This is a genomic window from Lentzea sp. NPDC037011 (assembly GCF_055607425.1).
Window position 1 is genome coordinate 54,740 of the sequence record NZ_JBVJRT010000018.1, and the last position, 18,556, is coordinate 73,295.

The following is an 18,556-nucleotide window of genomic DNA, read 5'->3' on the forward strand; positions in this document are numbered from 1 at the left end:
TCTGCTGAGGAACGGTGAGCCTGCACTTCGATCCGTCGTTCGACTGGCTCTGGGTCCTCGTGGCAGGGCAGCAGGCGCCGAAGGTCGACGTGGCGGCCACGCGTGCGCTCGCGCAGCACTGGCTGGACAGCGGCCGGACGCTGCAGGAACTGGCGGACGGCGTCGCGCAGCTGGTGAGCTCGGTCGAGCACGCCATCGGTGGCCGCGCAGGGCGCGCGTTCCGCGAGCAGGTCACCCGCGTGCTCGGCCAGGTCCCCGGCATCGCGCTGATCGCCGGGGCGCAGTCGAGCAGCCTGCTCGACCTCGCGCTGAACGTCGAGCACTCCGTCTACGCGATGATGGTGGAGATCGCCTTCTTCGCCGCGTCGATCCTGTGGGCGCTGTCGAGCCCTTTCACCGCGCCGCTCGTCCCGTCGTTCATCACCTCGGCGCGCATCGCCGTGCAGCAGATCTCGATGCGGCTGCACTGGGCCATCCGGTTGATCGGCGAGGCCGTGGAGGGCGGCGTCGAAGAGGTCGTGCAAGACGCCATCGCACAGCTCTCCCAGGTCGCCGAGGGCAACCGCCACCGCTGGGACGGCACCAGCTCGCTGATCAGCTTCGTGGCCGGTGGCGCGGCGGAGGGCCTTGCCGGCGCCATGCACCTGGGCGCGGGCCGGTGGAAGCCGCGCGTCGAGGACACGGCAGCGTTCCACGGCGCGGCGGAGGCGGTCGCCGACGTCGTGGTGGGCGCCGGTGCCGCGGGGGTCCTCGGCGGCAGCCTGAACGACCTGTGGGCCGGTGCGGTGGGCGGTGCTTTCAGCGGTGCCGCCGCGAAGAAGGCGCACGACGCCGGGGACGCGATCGACCGGCTGGTCAACGGGGACGCGGTGAAGGTGCCCGTGCCGGGGGCGATCGGTGGTGTCGGAGGTGCGTCGGCGAACGGGCCCGTTGCCGATGAGGGCGCGCCTGGTTCTGTGGCGGAAAGGAACCTGTCGGCGACCGATGGGGCCGGGACGTGGGCAGGCGGAGGCGCGGCTCGTGGTGCGGTTCCGCCGGGGCGGAAGGGCGGGACGTCTGCCGGGGGAGGCGTTCACGCGGACGGAGGCGCGCAAGCGTCCGGAGGCGGTCGGCCGGGTGCCGTGACGGGTCCGGCGTCCGGGTCGACGCGGAACGGTGGCGCCGACGCGCCGCTCGGTGGGCGGGTGGCGCCTGGGCGAGGCGGTGTTCCCGCTGCGGTCGAGGTTCCGCGGGATGTTCCCGCCGGTGGGCCTCCCGCCGTGCCGGGGACCGGGAACGGGCCGCAGGCCGGACCTGCCAGCGGGTCTTCTTCGGCCGAGTCGTCTTCGGCGGTGGTGGCTCCGGCAACCGGGTCGCCTTCGGCGGTGATGGCTCCGATGGCCGGTTCTTCTGCGGCGGTGGTGCGTCCGGCGGCGGGTTCGTCTCCGGCGGTGGTGCCTCTGGTGGCCGGGCCCTCTGCGGGGGTAGTGGCTCCGGCAACCGGTTCGTCTCCGGCGGTGGCTACGGCGGCGGGTTCCTCTCCAGCGGTCGTGCCTCTGGCAGCCGAGTCCTCCGCCGCGGACGTGCCGTTCACCCCGCAGACGTCGCCCGCCTTGCGGGACGAGGTGCGGACGGCACCGATCACCGGTGGTCAGGACGCTCCGCTGGGAGCGCAGCCGCGTGCCGAACACGGACTCACCGCCTCCCCGCCGTCCGGGCAGCCGGGTGCGGACTCCTCCGCCACCCACCCGGCGGCTGTGAACGACCCGCAGTCCGCGCCGTCGGCCCAGCAGACCAGCGACGACCGGCCCAGCGGACGCGACGTCGCCGCGGGGCAGGTCTCCGCGAACGAGACACCACCCGTCGAGGCCGGGGCAACGTCCACGGGTTCCGGCGGCAGGGTCACCGCCGCACTGCCTCCGAGCACGGAGGTGCCACAGGCACCGGGCCAGGCCCCGGACACCGTCAGCCAGGCCTCGGACGTCGTGAGCCAGGCCTCAGACGTCGTGAGCCAGGCCTCGGACGTCGTGAGCCAGGCCCCGGACGTCGTGAGCCAGGCCCCGGACGCCGTCAGCCAAGTCGTGCGCGCCCAGACGCCCGTGGCACCGGAGCAGGCCACGGACATCGCACACCGGTCCGTCGTCTCCACGCTGGAGCAGCCCGCCGTCAACGGCAGGCGGTTGCTGGTCGAGCTGCACCGGCTCATGGAGGTTCCGGGCGCGCAGGACAGGTCGTACCAGCTGGCGCAGGCGCTGTCCGCCGCGCACGAGGACGGGCGGCTGTCCGGCGCCGACTACGAGCGCGCGTTGCAGGTCATGGGGCGGGTGACCACGTTCTTCGCCGACCCCGCCGCCGAGATGCCCCTCGGTTCGATCGCGGTGGGGCCGGATGCCGACCCGGCCGAGCTGCCGTCGGTGCGGGAGCTGGTGCGGGAGGTCGATGCCCACGTCCGGAGTGACGACTTCGAGGGTGCGGTGACCTTGCTGGACGGTCTGAGCAGGGACCCCCAGACGGTCAGGGTCGTCGAGGACGCCTACTGGGACGAGTTCCGCGAGGACCTCGGCACCGAGCTGCGCCGACTGCGGCCGGACGAGTCCGCCTACGTCGACCACCTGCTGGGCGACGTGATCACGGACCCCGTGTCGCGGGAGCAGGCGGACGCGTGGTTCGCGCAGCTGCGCGAGCTGACCTTCGACGACCACCTCTTCGGCGAGCGGCGCCTGCCCCACGACTACGCGGACGACGGCTGCACCTACCGGGCCCACCGGATGGCCGTCGCGCTCCAGCAGCGGGGAGCCGACCCGCGCAAGGTCGTCATCGGGGGACCGGGGCTGGGCACGGCCGAGGTCGAGTGGGACTTCCACATCGCCGTCGCGGTCGCCGTGGTGACGCCGAACAGTCGCGAGTGGGTCGTGTTCGACCCGTCCGTGAACGCCGAACGGCCGTTGAGCATCGACGACTGGGCTCGTGCCGCGGGCGCCGACAGGGTTCGGCGGTACCAGGGCACCGCCGAGGCGGTGCAGCAGCAGCTGATGGACGACCAGCGGAACTTCCCGGCGAGGTGGGACGACGGCTATCCCGTCGACGTGCCGGTGCTGGTGCTCACCGACTCGCACGTGTACGGCTTCCCCGACCTGGTGGGCCCGCACGACACCTCGTGGGCACACGCCGACGCCGAGTCGCGGGCCGCCATCGTCGAGATGCGCGAGTTCTACGCCCTTGCCGCCGAACGGCGGGTGGACCGCGCGCTCGCCGACATCGCCGCACGCGTCGACCTGGAGACAGCCTCCGGTGCCGGCGTGTCCATCGACCTGGTCCACGACGCCCTGTCCGCTCTCGCGGAACGCGAACCCGTCGGCGTGAGCGGTCTGTTCGACCGGGAACCCGAGCCGCTGCGGCGACTGCTCCACCTGCTGCCCGACCACGCCGACGCCATCGAGGACGCGGTGACGTCCGGCGGGGCACTCGACGCCGGAGCGCAGCCGGAGCGCACGGGCGTGGTGCAGCGGGGCCGCATCCGCGCACTGCCCGGCCACGACGCGGTCGAGAGGTCGGCGTTCGAGGTGCGCCGGTTCGCGACCGGGGACGGGCCGGTCACCGAGGTCACCGTCCGCGTCGCGCTCGACCCCGAGGGGCGCCACGACGAGGCGACGCGGGAGGCGTTGCTGCGCAGCGCTCAGGCCGGTGTGGACCGCTACTTCAACAGCGGACGCGACGGGGGGCCGCTGCGCAGACCGGACGGTGAGCCGCTGTGGTTCCGCCTCCTGCCCGCCGACGGGACGTCCGCGGTCCACCACGTGGTGACGATGGACCCCGGCCGCCTGGTCGACCAGACGAACTGGCACCCCGGTCAGTCGCAGGAGCACAGCGCGCACGAGTTCGGCCACATGCTGGGGCTCGTCGACGAGACCACGAACCAGGGTGGCGGGCTCGACGTCAGCGGAACGCTGATGGGCCGGTGGAGCCCGGACGCGGTGCCCGCAGGCGGTCTGCGCATGCCGCGGCGGTTCACCGACGTGCTGGACCTGTTCATCGGTGACGTGCCGCTGGACGACTTCGCCACGGTGTTCCCCGACCGCCCCGTCGCCGGCCTGCCGCGGCACACCGTCGTCCCGGCGGCGCCGCGGCCGGAGTCCGAAGGGGAGGATGCCGGCGCGGAACTTCGCAGCGCCCTGCCCGAGCAGGGCGGCCACACCGCGGCACCGCACCCGCTCGTCCCGTCGTCGTCGGTGCTGTCGAGCGTCGCCGAGGTGGACCGCTTGCCGCAGCAGTGGCGGCAGCTGCCACCGGAACGGGTCGCGTCACTGCGGACCCTGGCGGCGCTGACGGTGAACCAGTTCGCGGTGCCGGGGTCGCGGTTCCAGCTGGCCTACGACGAAGTGGTGGAGCTGGTCGCGTACCGGCTGTACCAACTGGAGGAGGGCCTGCCCCCGGGACAACCGGTCCGTGCACTCGCCGAACAGCTGGCGCGCGAGGCCGGGCTGAAGCCCGCGCTGAGAGGCGGAGCGTCGAGGCCGCGGCGGGGAACGAGCCTCCTCAGCCCCGCGGAGGTGCACCGGGCACCCGGTGGTCCTGGCAGTCCGGCGGGACCGGGCAGGCGGAGGTCGGTGCGGCACCGGCGTGGCGCGAGCCTGTCGACGACCGGTTCCTGGGTGACGGCCGCGGAGGAGGCGCGCGCCTGGCGGGCGCAGGTCGACCAGCCGCAGGTCGACGGGGAACCGGACTTCGCTCACCTGCGCAGCGCGCTGCGGGACCAGCTGCGGGAGCTCGGCGAGGACTCGGCGGAACTGGGCCGGTGGGTCGACGTGACGTTCTCCGACGCGAAGCTCAAGCAGCTGGACCGCTCGCTCGAAGGCATCCGCGAGGTGTGGGAGGACTTCGAGGTCGAGGTGCACGCGCTCGGCATCGGAGCACCCCACCACCACGCCGTCAGCACGACCGCGGACCTGACGAGGTCCGAGACGGTCCGGCAGGTGGAGGACGTCACGTCGGCCGAGGTGGTCTCGACGCCGGTGAACCCGGTGCAGGGATCGGTGCCGGCCGGGCCGGTGACCGTGTCGTTCTCGGTGCAGGGCGTGCTCGGCACCGCGTCGGAGCGGCGCACCTCGACGACCGCGACGACACGGGAGACCGTGGAGATCACCCAGGCGGGCGCCAGGGTGACCCGGACGTCGCACGACGTGCACCACCGCCTGCGGATCCAGCCACCGAAGCGGCACCTCCACCGCGAGCGGCCGGAGCCGGTGGAGTGGAAGCAGTCGGTCACGATGACGTTGTCGTGGCCGCAGCTCGGTTCCGCCCCGAGCGAGCAGGGCGACCCGCCGCCGGAGAGCCCGCTGACGGCGAGCCCCGCGCTGAGCTACCCGGACCTCGCCGCCACCCCCGACGCCCTCGCGAGGGCGCGCAGCCACGCTGATTTCGAACGTGCGCGCGACGCGCTCGAACACGTCCGGTTCGTCGGCATCGACACGGTCTTCAGCGCGGTCAAGTCCTCGCTGCGGCTGTCGGGGTCGCACCAGGAGATCACCCGGCTGGAGAGGTGGCTCGACGACCTCGGACCGAAGCAGGGCAAGCGCCTCGTCACCGGCGAGCAGGTCGAGGAGACGTTCAGCTTCCCGGGGCACAAGCCCGTGAAGATCGTGGTGCGCCAGGGGAAAGCGCTGGAGGGGCAGTCGTCCGCAACCGGTCTGGCGCAGACGGCCGCGCGGTCGCTGGGACGCACCGTGGCGGCGGGTCACCGGCACTCGGTGGTCGCGGCGGGCACCCACGAGGCCGGGTTCGAGCTGGGGGTGAACGCCGGTGAGGAGCTCGCCGGCCTGGTCGGGGTGAAGATCGGGGCCGGTGTGTCCTGCAGCCGGGTGAACCAGAACCTCTCCAAGCGGGTGTCGCAGGTGCGGCACGAGCTGACCGAGCGGATCAAGGGCGACTTCGTCGACGACACGATCAGCTTCCCGTTCCTGGTGGTGATGGCGGAGGAGGGCAAGAGGTACCGGCTGGCAACGTTGTCATCCGACGACGCGCACCGTTCGTTCGGGTTCCTCCGACGTGAGGACAAACCGTTGGTGGCGTTGCACGTCGAAGCCGCTGCGGTGTTGCTCTTCTCCCCTGTGGACAGCGACAGCGGCAACAACGTCGGTGCCCGTGACGAGCCGGCGCCCGCGGGGACGGTTCGGGCCGCCGGCGCGCGGGACCGGTCCGGGCTGAGCGCGGACGAGGTCGCCGGCTACGCGCGGAGCCGGTGGAAGCTCAGCGACGTGTCCCGTGAGGCGGTCATCAGCCGGGTCGTGCGGAGGCTCTACGCCGACGGGGTGGTCTCCGGCGCGCAGGACGCACGGGACGTTCAGCGGAGTCTGCGCGACGCCCTGGTCGACGACCCGAGGGCGCTCTTCGGCGGCGACCCGAAGCGGATCTCCTTGCCGGGGGCCGAGAAGGACCTGTTCCTCGGCGGCGTGGTCGCCCCTGGTGGTGGCGAGTACGTGAAGAAGGCGTCGACGAAGGAGCTGCAGGGGTTCGTCGCGACCAGCGAGACGACGAAGCTGACGGCGGAGCGGACGCGGTCGAAGGGCTTCAAGGTCGCGGTCGAGGGCGACGCCGGGCCGGTCGAGCTCGGCGGCACGGCCGGCGTGACGCGGTCCGAGCAGCGGCGCGGCCAGATCAGCGAGACGATGGAGGAGGAGCGCGCCTGGACAGGGGAGGACGTCCCGGTCCACCTCTACCGGCACCCGGCGGAGATCGAGGTGCGGACCGGCACCGACTGGTCGGACCTGGACCCGCCGATGACGTGGTCCGAGCGCCCGGACCCTGCGGCCGACGCGGAGCTCCGGACGGGCATCGCGGCGGAGCTGGAGATCGCGGTCGCCCAGCGACCGGGTCGTGCGGTGGACGCCGGACCGGTCGAGCCAGGGACCGAGAGCGACTGGGTCGACGCCGGGACCCGGCCGGGCGGTGCCGCGGAGTTCGAGCGGGCCGCGGACCTGCCGAAGCGGTTCGAGGTCGACTCGATGGCCGCGATCACCCGCCTGGGCGCCGAGACCGCCGGGCTGCTGGCGGTTCCCGAACCGGAGGGCTCCCGCGCCAGGGCCCAGGAGCTGGCGAAGCGCCGGCTCGTCGGCGCGCGTCCGGCACAGCTGGGCAGCTCCGGCGAGGACGACGCGCAGGACGTGTCGCGCCGGGCACTGGAGCAGTGGGTGAGCTGGCAGTCGCGGCAGGGCAGGCTGGGGCTCGCCGAAGGACCCGGCGACGAGCTGCGGCTGGAGAACTACAACGGCGACAGCGGGTTCGCGCCGCTGGAGCTCGGCAGCCGCAGGATCACCGGCACGGCGACGTTGACGAGCACCTACGGCAACGCCCGGATCATCGGTGTGGACGAAGCCCACGAGTTCACCCGCTCGAACGCCACCCACACGACGGTCGAGTCGCACCGGCAGCGGCGCACCGGACCGAACGCCGGGCTCACCGCGAAGGTGAAGCTGGGGGAGGTGGCCACGGCCGAGGCGAAAGCCGCGGCCTCCTACCTGCGCGGACCGGAGACCACCGAGACCACCACCGTGGACGCGCGCACGAAGGTCGCCTGGGTCGAGCGCGGCTACCTGGTCGAGTTCGACGCGCGGCACCGGCTGACGACGTCGGCCCGGCACACGTGGACCGGTCCGTTCGGCGATCAGCACGACGGTCCGGTGGCCGGCGGCGACCGGCGCAAGTACGTGCCGCGGGCCGTCACGCTGTGGATTCCGGCGAGCGAGGTGCCGAGGATCGGTGAGCTCAGCCGGCACGACCTCGACCACGTCCTGCTGCCCGACGACCTCCGGGCGTACGAGGCCGCGCACAACGCGGACGCGGTGACGCCGCCCGCGACCTCGACGAGCGAGGCCGGCATCGAGCTGGGGATGCCGGAGCCGCTGCGGCCGGACTTGGCCCTGCGGATGGTGCGGGACCTCCGGGACCTGCTGCGCGACTACGAGCAGACCATCACCGATCCCAAGGTGCGCAAGCAGTTCGCCGGGCTGCACGACGAGATGGTGCAGGCGTTCGGCAGGCGGCTGGAGCTCGGCGGGGACCAGGTGCTGGCCAACGTCCTCAACGGTGGTTCGCCGATCTTCGGCGAGCGGCTGGGGGAGTCGGGCAAGCTCGAACAGCTGGTCGTCGTGAGCGCGCAGCGCGTCGACGGCGCTGACCTGGGCGTGGAGGAGGCCTTCCTGGTCGACTCCGAGGTCACGACGACCCGGCGGTCGAGAGGGGGCGAGCGGTCGGAGTGGACCGGGTCCGCGGGCGTGGCCCTGCCGCCGTCCATTCCGAAGTGGATCGGGTCGGCGCTGACCAACGGCCTGGTCAACCCGGCGGTCGAGCTGGCAGCGGCGGCCCGCCGCGGGCAGGACGACCGGGTGCTGTCCCGGACCACCATCGGCTACCGGTGGTCCGGTCAGGCGCGACGGCACGGCCACGGCATGCGGGTGACCGTGCAGGTGCGGCCCTGGGCGCGGTCGGGTGTCTACCGCAGGCACCTGCCCGGGCTGCGGCAGACACCGGTGCGGGACATGCAGGTGCTGCCGGGCTTCACGCTGGAGTCGGCCGTCCAGACGCCGGTGCCGTCCGTCCTGGACCTCGCCAGGACGCCGCTGGAGACGATCGACACCCCGTTGAGCGAGCTGACGCACGGCACCGGCCTGCCCGTCGACGCCACGATCAACGCCACGCCGTTCCACGCCGAGGGGCTGCACGCCCGGCTCGCGGAGCTGTTGCCGGAGCTGAACGCGGGCCGGGCGAACGGGCTGCTCGTGTCCACGACCGCGACCCAGCTGGCCGCCCGCTTCGTGGCGGGCCTGTCGCCCGACGGCTACCAGGTCGACGTCGGCAGCAGGACCGTGTCCACGGCGAAGATCACCTTCGACCTGGGCAGGCGGCAGCTGTTCGGCCCGATCCCCGGTGCGTCGTTGCGCAAGACGACGGCGGAGGGGACCGGCCCGGTCGTCACGACCGAGGAGGACGTGACCGGGAAGGCCGCCCTGCTCGCCGGTCCGATCGCGGAGAACCTCATCGGCACGGGAGAGGTCGAGCGGACGCTGGCCGCCTCGCGGTACGCCTCCCGCGAGGCCGAGCCGGTTCCCGCCGAGGTGCGGCAGGACAGCGCCTACCTCGTGCTGGCGGAGCTGCGCCCCACGCTCACGCTCGGGTACCGGGACGGGAGGACCTCCGCCGCCGTCGCGACCGGGCAGAACGGCGTGGACGGCGTGGACGGCGAGGTCTGGTTGCAGGTCGACCTGGCGGGAGCGCGCGCACTCGGCTTCACACCACCCGGCGCCGGCACCGGCCAGAGCGCTCCGCCCGCCGGTCAGATCTCGCCCGCGACCAGTCGCCCGCAGCCCGACGCGGACCCGCGGCACCGGACCAGGCTGACCTCGGCGTACCGCAACGCGACCCGCGGACGTGCCCGGTTGTCCCTGTCCGAGACCGATCTGGCGGACTGGGCCGGCGAGGTGGTCGCGCTGTCGTCCGGCGCGGTCGAACAGCACGACCTCGCGGACGGCACGGCGGAGCTGCTGCGGAACCTGGACGACGCGCTGGGGACCGTGTCCGACACGGCTCTGCGCGACCAGGTGCGCGCGGTGCTCAACGACGCCGTGCTCGCCGCCACGGTCGTACCGGTCCGTGCCGGTGGTGCCCGGTCCGGTGACCACCGGGCAGTCCGGCCGCTCAGCCCCGACCGGCTCGTCCACCTGCTGACCGACGTGGCCCGGCACCTCGAACAGGGCCACAACCCCTTCACCACCGAGGGGTCCCTCCTGCACGGGATCTCCTACCCGGTGGGCGCCCCGGTGCAGTCACGGCTGGCGGTGCTCGCGACGGTGAACCTCACCGGCCCGGCCCGCGCGAAGGTGCTCGGCGACCCGCTGTTCACCGCGTTGCTCGGCAACCCGGACGCGCTCGCGGAGTCGCTGTTCGCCTCGGCCGGGCACGAGCCCCGGCACTTCCAGACGACCGGCGGTCCCGCCGCGGTGAACATCGCCGTGCGGGACCGGGCGCTGACGATCGTGTCGATGCTGCACGCCGGCGACGCCGTCGTGAGTGCCATGGCGGCCGCGCTGCCCGCCACGTCCGTCGACTTCCGCACGCACCGGGACCGGCCACTGGGCCGCGTGCAGGGCAGCCGCGTGCGTGACCGGATCGCCTTCGCGCGAGAGGAGTTCGCGGGCATCCGGACGCGCGCCGGGGAACTCGCCGCCGCCGCGGACCAGCACCCGGGGGCCTGGCGCGAACTGACCGACCGGTGGTCGAGGACGATGCAGAAGCTCGCGGCCACGGACCTCACCGGGCCCCGGCTGCCCGTGCTCACCCCCACCGCCGCGCCCGGTCGCCCGCACGTCAGCGGGCTCGGCGCCGCGCTGAAGCTCGTCGACCTGCCGGTGCGCCGCAGGCAGCAGCCGGAGCTGGCGGGGTACCTCGCCGCGCTGGGCGCCGTGCTCGCACCCGAGCCGGGCGGAACGGCCTTCGGGGGCGGGTTCGCCGCGGCTGCGGGGGAGCGCATGGTCCCGGTCTCGACGAAGCTCACGACCGCCCGGTCGCAGTACGGCTTCTGGTCGTGGCTCGCCGCGGGACCGGGGCAGGTGCTGCACGGCGGGAGCAGCGCCGTGCACATCAGGGCGGTCCGGCTCGACGGCAGGAACCTGGTGGCGCTCGGCGACCCGCGGCGGGCGGAACAGCGCCTGCACGCGCTGCCCGAGTTCGGCGACCTCGCCCACCGCCACGGCTGGTCCGCGCCCGAGTCGGTGTTCGCCGGCGACGCCGCGTTCCACCGGCACGAGCGGCTCAGCGTCGACCTGCCCGCGGCGAGCGCGGTCCGCGTCGACGCGGGCGTGTTCGTCGGGGCCGACCCGGACGGCCCGCTCTCCACCGCGGCCCGGTACCTGCCCGCCGAGGACGACGTCGTGGCGCTGGTGCTCGACCGCGGCGTCGCGCTCGGCGCGGACGACGTGCGCCGCGTGCTGCGGGCCGCCGGGTGGAACGGCGACGAGGCGGTCCGGCTCTTCACCGCGCACGACGACGTGAACCCCGGCATCGATGCCGCCGACCTCGCCGCGCGGCTCGGCGTCGCGGTGACCCGGCCCACCGCCGACGGCTGGCGCTGGTACTGGCCGGACGGGAAGCAGAGGGCGGGCACGTGTGCGCTGGAGGTGCCGGAGGAGGTCGCGGAGCGGTTCGGGCTCCCCGCACCGCAGGACGCGGCTGTTCCGGTTCAGCAGCCCAGGCGGTAACCCGAGAACGGCGGGGGAGATTCTGCGTGGTCTTCCGGGAAATTCACTGAAAGGGAGTAACGCGGCGCTGGAAAGAGTGTCCGAACGTACATCGATCATGGTGTGGACGTGCAGAGTGAATTCACCCCATGAGGTGCCACGGTGCCCTCGTGGAACTGACGTCAGCGATGTTTTGCCTGGTGGGAAGCGTGACCCGAGTCGGTGCCGATCTCGCCGGTAGTCGTCATCCGCGCGAACATCAAGGAATTATCAAGCCGCTGTTCTAGGTCTAATGCTGACCGTGAGCGTCCCGGATGATGCGATTCCCGCCTTCGGTCAGGTGCTGCTCAGACTCCGGCGGGAGTCCGGTTTGTCCCAGGTCGATCTCGCCCGTTCGTCCGGGATGAGCGTGCGCGCCCTGCGGGACCTGGAACGGGGCAGGGCGAGCTCCGCCCAGGAGCGCTCGGCCGAGGTGCTGGCGAACGCCCTCGACCTGACCGGCGAGGACCGGGAGGTCTTCCTGACGCTCGCCAGGGAGGGCCGTCGCCGCACGGCCAAGCCCGTCGACCCCACCATGCTCCACTCGCTGCCCGCGGTCACCGAGCTGGTCGGCAGGGAACGGGAGCTGTGCGAGCTGATCGGCCTCGGCACCGCGGAGCCCGCCGGCGTCGTCGTGGTCACCGGACCGCCCGGTGTCGGCAAGACCTCGCTCGCCGTCGCGGCGGCGCACCGGCTGGCCGCCCACTTCCCCGACGGCTGCCTCGCGGTCGACCTGGGCGGTTCCGGCGACCGGCCGATGGGGGCGGACGAGGCGCTGGAGCGGATGCTGCGAGCCCTCGGCGTGCCCGCCAGGGGTGTTCCCGAGGCCGAGGCGGACCGCGTCGAGCTGTTCCGGGCACTGCTGCGCGACCGGCGGGTGCTCGTGCTGCTGGACAACGCGGTCGACGAGGCGCACGTGCGGCCGCTGCTCGGCACGGGCCACCGCGGCGTGACCCTGGTGACCTGCCGCCGGGTCCTGGCCGGCCTGACGACCGCGAGCTGGATCTCGGTCGCGCCGCTGACGGCGGAGAGCGGGGTGGCCCTGCTCGCCTCGATCGTGGGCGACGACGTCGTGCGCGGGGAACCGGACGTGGCCGCCGAGCTGGTGGCGCTGTGCGGGAACCTGCCGCTGGCGATCCGCATCGCGGGCAACCGGCTGGCCACGCGCCCGCACTGGTCGCTGTCCTACCTCGTGTCGCAGCTGCGCGATGAACGGATGCGGCTCAGCTCCCTGTCGGCGGGCGACCTCCAGCTGCGGTCCGCGTTCGAGGTGTCGTTCCGGCGGCTGTCCCCGTTCGCACGCCGGGTGCTCCGGCGCCTCGCGGTGATCCCCGGCGAGCACTTCGACGAGGCGCTCGCCGCGGTGGCCACGGGTGCGCCGCGGCCGGAGGTCGGCGCACTGCTCGACGAACTGGTCGAGGCGTCCCTGCTGGACACCGCGCGGTCGCCGGGACGCCTGCGGTTCCACGACCTGCTCCGGCTCTTCGCCGCCGAGCGACTGGCCCAGGAGGAACCGGAGGACGTGCGGGAGCAGCTGCGCGACCACACCCTCCGGTACCTGCTGGACACGGCGACGGCCGCGGGGGCGTCCGTGTTCCGCAGCCCGGCCGACGCGGACGGCTCGCCGTTCCCCTCGCAGGAGAGCGCGGGGGACTGGTTGGTGCGGGAGGGCACGAACTGGTCGGCCGCGCAGCGCGAGGCGGCGGCGCTCGGCCGGCACGCCGAGGTGCTCGGTCTGGCGCAGGCCATGCACTGGTTCGCGGACAGCCAGGAGTTCGACTACCGCTGGGACGAGGTCTACCGGCTCGGTCTGGAGGCCGCGCGGCGGCTCGGCGACCAGGTGGCCGAGGTGGACATGCTCAACCAGCTCGGCTGGGCGCAGTACATGTGCCGCAACGACAACGAGCTCGCCCTCCGCACCAGCTCGCGTGCGCTGGCGCTCGCGGAGGAGATCGGCGACCACCGCGGGAAGGCGTTCGCGCACTGCTACCTCGGCGTCGAGCTGACGCGGCTCGCGAAGGCCGAGGAGGGTCTGGCCCACCTCCGCGTGGCCCACGAGCTGTCGGCGGAGTACGGCTTCTTCGAGATGCGGTACTGGATGCGCAGCACCCTCGGTGTGGCTCTCCAGGAAGCGGGCCGCTACGAGGACGCGCTGGCGGTGCACCAGACCCTGCTCACCGAGGCGCACGAGCACCGGCACGAGGCCGGCCAGGAGGTGGTGCGCTGGGTGATGATGCTGATGACGGAGAACATCGGCCTCTGCCTCGCCGGTCTCGGCCGGTGGCGGGAGGCGGCCGAGAGCCACCACGAGGCGCGCCGGTTGGCCGTCGAGAACGAGTCGGCCCACCACGAGGCGGACCAGGCGGTCAGGGAGGGGCTCGCGTGGCGCGAGGCGGGGGAGCCGGACCGGGCGCGGCGCTGCCTGCTCTCCGCGCGCGAGCTGCTGGACGGTCCGGTCTACCGCACCGATCGCGAGCGGGTGGACGCCGCGCTGACCGCCCTGGCGGAGCACCACGCACCAGGGTGTGATGGAAACGGATTGGGCTGAACGGGTGTCGCTGTCTCGATCGGCCCGGAGCGGGCGGTTACGTTTGCCTCGTGCGCGACTCGGATGGCCAGACGACTTTCGGTGAGCTGTTGCTGGGGTACCGGCGTGCCGCTGGGCTGAGCCAGGCGGGCCTGGCGGAGCGGTCGGGCATCAGCGTGCGGGCGTTGCGGGAGCTGGAGCAGGGCCGGGCCCGTGCGGCGCAGCGCCGGTCGGCCGAGGTGCTGGCGGACGCCTTCGAGCTGGGCGCGGAGGAACGCGAGGAGTTCCTGCGGGTCGCGGAACAGGGACGCAGGCGGCGGCCCGCGGTGTCGGCCGCAGGCTCGGCCGAGATGCCGCCGCTGCCCTCTCACCCGGTCGGGCGGGTAGCGGACCTCGCGGAGCTGCAACGGCTGTTGCAGGCGAACCCGACGGTGGCGATCGTGGGGCAGCCCGGCGTGGGCAAGACCGTCCTGGCGGCGTACGCGGCGCACCTCAGGCGCGAGGACTTCCCGGACGGGTGCCTGGCCGTCGACCTGCGCGGGATGGACGAGCTGCCGTTGCCCGCGGAGGTCGTGTTCGACCGGCTGCTGCAGGCGCTGGGCGTGGGACCGGGGGAGGTCCCCGCGGTGGTGGACGAGCAGTCGAGCCGGTACCGGGCGCTGCTGGAGAAGCGGAAGGTGCTGGTGCTGCTGGACAACGCCGCCTCGGAGGCGCAGGTCCGGCCGTTCCTCGCGGCGGCTCCGGGCTGCCGGACGCTCGTCACGTGCCGCCGGACGCTGGCGGGCCTCGAGGGTGTCCGGTGGTTGCACCTGGAACCGTTCGACGACGGGGACGCGGAGGCGTTGCTGGAGGCCGTCGTCGGGGCGGACCGGGTGCGGGCCGAGCCCGGTGTGGCTGGTGAGCTGATCGAGCTGTGCGGGAACCTGCCGCTGGCGTTGCGGATCGCGGCGAACCGGCTGGCGAGCAGGCCGCACTGGACGTTGAGGTACCTCGTGGGCCAGTTGCGGGACGAGCGGACGAGGCTGTCGTCGTTGTCCGCGGGGGACCTGCAGGTGCGGTCGGCGTTCGAGGTGTCCTACCGGGGATTGTCACCGGAGGGCCGGATGTTGTTCCGGCGGCTGGCGGCGGTGCCGGGCGCGGACTTCGGCGTGGAGCTGACCCAGGTCGTCGGAAGCCTGACGGAGTCGGAGGCCTTCGGCCAGCTCGACGAGCTGGTGGACGCGAGCATGGTGCTGGCCGGTCCGGCGGAGGGCCGGTTCCGCTTCCACGACCTCCTGCGGCTGTTCGCGCGTGAGCGCTGGGAGGCCGAGCACGACGAGGCCGACCGCGCGCTGACGACCGAAGCGGTGGTGGAGCACCTGCTGGACATGGCGATCGCGGCGGGGAGGAGGTTCTCGCCGGAGGAACCCGCGAACGAGGTCTTCGACACGCTGGACGAGGCGCGGTCGTGGCTGGAGCAGGAGCGGTCGAGCTGGCTGGCCGCGTTCCGGCAAGCGGTGCGCACGGGCTGGCACAGCGAGGTGCTGACGCTCGCGCAGGCGATGCACTGGTACTCCGACGACCGCTGGCAGGTGGTCGAGTGGGTCGAGGTCTTCGGCGCCGGTGTCGAGGCGGCACGGGCGCTGGGCGACGTGACCGCCGAGGCGCAGCAGCTCAACTTCCTGGGGTGGGCGCATTCCATGGTGGCCGACACCAAGGCCGCGCTGGAACAGCACCTGCTCGCCCTGGGCCGCGCCGAGGTGGCCGGCGACCGGCTGGAACGGATGTGGGCGCTGGCCTACGCCTCCTACTTCGAGTACTCCCAGGTCGACCGCGCCACGGCGATGGAGCACGCACGGGAGTCCGTGGAGCTCGCCGCCTCCTACGACTTCTGGGCCGTGCAGCTGCCGGTCCGATACCGGTTCGGTGCGCTGCTGTTGCTCGACGGACAGCACGAGCAGGCGCTTGCTCTCATGGAGGCGCTGCACGAGGAAGCGGTGCGCCGCGGCCAGGCGGGCGAGGAGACGAAGTCCCGCAACCGCCTGACGGCCATTCTCGTCGAGGGGATGGCCCGCTGCCTGCACGCGATGGGCCGGTGCGACCAGGCCGTGCCGCTGTTCGCGCGGTCCCGCGTCATGCAGCAGGAGGTGGGGGCCACGGGGCTCGCGGCCGACGCGGCGCTGTGGGAGGGCCGGTGCTGCATCGACGCGGGTGCGCTCGACGAGGCGCGCGAGCTGCTCGAGTACGCGTGGACCGTCTTCGACGAGATGGCGATGCCGACCCGCTGCGCCAACGTGGAGATCGAGCTGGCCCGGATTTCGTGACCTCATCGCCCGTTTTCTGACCGAGTGGGAAGGACCGGGCGATCGAACGGGCTCAAACACGGGCGGCGGGCTGCACGGCGGCCCGCCGCGGTGTTGACTCGGGGGATGCGCATGCCGCAGTTCCCGCTGTCGACGTACGACTTCGAGGTGCTGTGGGCGGACGTCTGCCCCGGCCCGATGCCGTACCCCCTGATGGTGCCGAAGACCGGGGGACGGTCCCAATGCGGCGCCGTGCTGGTCGAAGAGGTCTACCGAGAGCTGGTCAACCGGGGTCTGGCCGACCGCGGACGCCGCGCGGACGCCCGCCTCACCCGGATGCTGCACCTGCTCGGGAACTACCGCGAGGCCGTCGACCTGGTCGCCTTCGTGGGATATCCGCTGCAGGCGCTCGCCGCCCGCGGTGCGGACGACGCCGTCCTCGCCGTGCTCGCCGGCGGCGAGCTGTGGCTGTCCTCGATCAGACCCGACGAGCTGGCCGTGGCGATCACCGACCTGTTGTCGGAGGGCCGCTGGTCCGCTGCTCGGTCGGGTGCCGCGGACGGACCTCCCGCGACCGGCCGGATCGGGTTCTCCGGGGCTGGCCGGTCCTCCGCCCTCCCCGCTCTCACGTGGTGCGGCACGGACGGCGAGCACTACCTCGTGACGGAGACCGGGTCGAGCGAGGCCGAGCTGATGGCGCACGACCACGTCACGCGCAGGGTCGGTGAGCTGCTCGCGTCGTGCGACGTCGACGAACCCGCACCGGTGACGTCCTAGGCGCTGTCCTGGGCGTCCGGTGAGAAGAGCGCCGGATTCGGCGTTCTTCGGCCGTGCGTGATCTTTCGTTGTTCTCATTGCTTTCGCGCATTCGCAATGGCGATCTTCGGCGAATGGCGATGTCGCGCGTCCGGTGGCCTCGGTCGGTTGACCGCAAACGCTTCTGTCCGAATCCGGACAAGCCTGTCACCTGCGGTTCACCGGAGGCGAGGGCGAACGCGCCACCAAAGGTGTGTGGAAGGGAAAGAACGTCCGCAGAGTGCTGATCGGTCCGGCGAGTCGGAGCAAGCTCTTCTGCGGCGGGGCGCTGCTTGAGCAAGCTTCGTTTGTCAGCGACCACTAGCTCGTTCACATAGGGAGACAGCCAATGGCCGGAGTGTCAACTACTACCCCGGGAATGCAGGCGGCGGCAGGCCACCTCGGCAACACGCAGAACGTGGCCAAGAGCGGTGTCCAGACCGTCGGCGACGCGCTCGGAACGCTGAAGTCGACCTGGACCGGTGACGCGTCCGCGGCCTTCGACACCTCGATGCGGGCCTGGATGGACGACTGCACGTTCATCGTGAACAAGCTCGGCGAGATGATCGAGGTCATGAACGGCAACCGGCAGGTCATCACCGCCGGTGAGAGCTCCAACACCGAGACCGCGTCGAGCATCCCCGTGGGTCCGGGCCTGGCCGGCCTCTGATCGCCGCCACACCCCACCCCGCTCAGCCATCGAAAGGACAGTGCTTTGCCCACTTACACCTTTGACCGCGGCATGGCGGACTCGGTCCGCGACCAGATGGCCGCGGTCACCAAGCGCCTGCAGACCGAGCTGGAGAGCATGCACCAGCAGATCCTCCAGAGCCTGGGGGACTGGCAGGACGGCGCCAAGGACCAGTACATGGTCGCGAAGTCCCAGTGGGACGCCGCCGCCGCGCGCATGCCGCACAGCCTGAACTCGGCCGAGGTCGCCCTCAACAACATCACCGGCGGCTACCTCAAGATCGAGCACACCGGCATGAACGCCTGGGGCGGCTACAGCGTGAAGTAAGTCCCCGGGGCGTCGCCGGACGTCCCGGCGACGCCCCCGTTCCGCTGTGACACCGATCGAAGAGAAAGGGCTGTGACCATGCCGGGTACCACGCGGCAGCTGACCGAAGACGAGAAGAAGACGATCGCGGACCGCATCGAGAAGAAGGAGTCGTACGAGGAGGCCAAGAAGAACCCCGAGGAGTACGACGCCGAGGGGCCCAGGGACGGTCTCGGCGACTGGGGCGGTCCCGAGGGGGAGCACTTCGCGAACAAGTACCCGCCGCCCAAGGTGCCGCGCAACAAGGACCACTCCGGCCGCGGCATCCGCGTCAGCACCGAGGCGCTGAAGACGTTCGCCACCAACATCCGCTCGCTGATCCCGACCCTCAAGACCGCGCTGGAGCAGATCGAGAAGGTCAAGGTCGCTCCCGGCATCTTCTACGACGCGCACCAGCTGCAGGTGAAGGTCGTCAGCGGCGGTGAGGGCACGGCGATCCAGCCCACGACCCGCGAGTTCCTCCGCAGGAGCATCGACGCGATCACGACGGTCGCCGACGAGCTCGAGAAGCTCGCGCGCGCCTACGACACCGCCGAGGAGCTCAACGCCGCCACCGGCAAGGACCTCAACGAGCACATCGCGGGTGCGAGGGCCGAGGTCAGCAAGGCGATCTCCGGAGCCACCCCCGCCTCCTAGGGCGTCGTCCGAG

At 72.7% G+C, this 18,556-nt stretch carries 7 protein-coding genes; all 7 read left to right on the top strand.

Annotated elements, in window-relative coordinates; genetic code table 11:
• Positions 1-14: 14 nt before the first annotated feature.
• A complete protein-coding gene (locus ACZ7CH_RS37405) occupies positions 15-11,228 on the top strand; it encodes a protein-glutamine glutaminase family protein (protein WP_470376091.1) in 11,214 nt (3,737 codons plus the stop codon).
• A gap of 271 nt (positions 11,229-11,499) precedes the next feature.
• The gene (locus tag ACZ7CH_RS37410; RefSeq protein ID WP_470376092.1) at positions 11,500-13,794 is read left to right on the top strand and encodes a helix-turn-helix domain-containing protein; all 2,295 of its coding nucleotides are present in this window, start codon (positions 11,500-11,502) and stop codon (positions 13,792-13,794) included.
• Between the two features lie 50 nt (positions 13,795-13,844).
• Complete coding sequence (locus ACZ7CH_RS37415) at positions 13,845-16,076, top strand: ATP-binding protein (protein WP_470372038.1); 2,232 nt, start codon at positions 13,845-13,847, stop codon at positions 16,074-16,076.
• A 105-nt stretch (positions 16,077-16,181) separates the two neighbouring features.
• On the top strand, positions 16,182-16,832 hold the full coding sequence (locus ACZ7CH_RS37420) for an ESX secretion-associated protein EspG (protein ID WP_360388232.1): 651 nt from the start codon (positions 16,182-16,184) through the stop codon (positions 16,830-16,832).
• A gap of 367 nt (positions 16,833-17,199) precedes the next feature.
• Complete coding sequence (locus tag ACZ7CH_RS37425) at positions 17,200-17,520, top strand: WXG100 family type VII secretion target (protein WP_360388235.1); 321 nt, start codon at positions 17,200-17,202, stop codon at positions 17,518-17,520.
• Positions 17,521-17,565: 45 nt separating this feature from the next.
• Positions 17,566-17,868, top strand: coding sequence for a WXG100 family type VII secretion target (locus ACZ7CH_RS37430; protein WP_143091682.1), 303 nt, complete (start codon positions 17,566-17,568; stop codon positions 17,866-17,868).
• Between the two features lie 72 nt (positions 17,869-17,940).
• Positions 17,941-18,543, top strand: a complete 603-nt coding sequence (locus ACZ7CH_RS37435; protein WP_458433021.1) for a hypothetical protein — start codon at positions 17,941-17,943, stop codon at positions 18,541-18,543.
• Positions 18,544-18,556 lie beyond the last annotated feature (13 nt).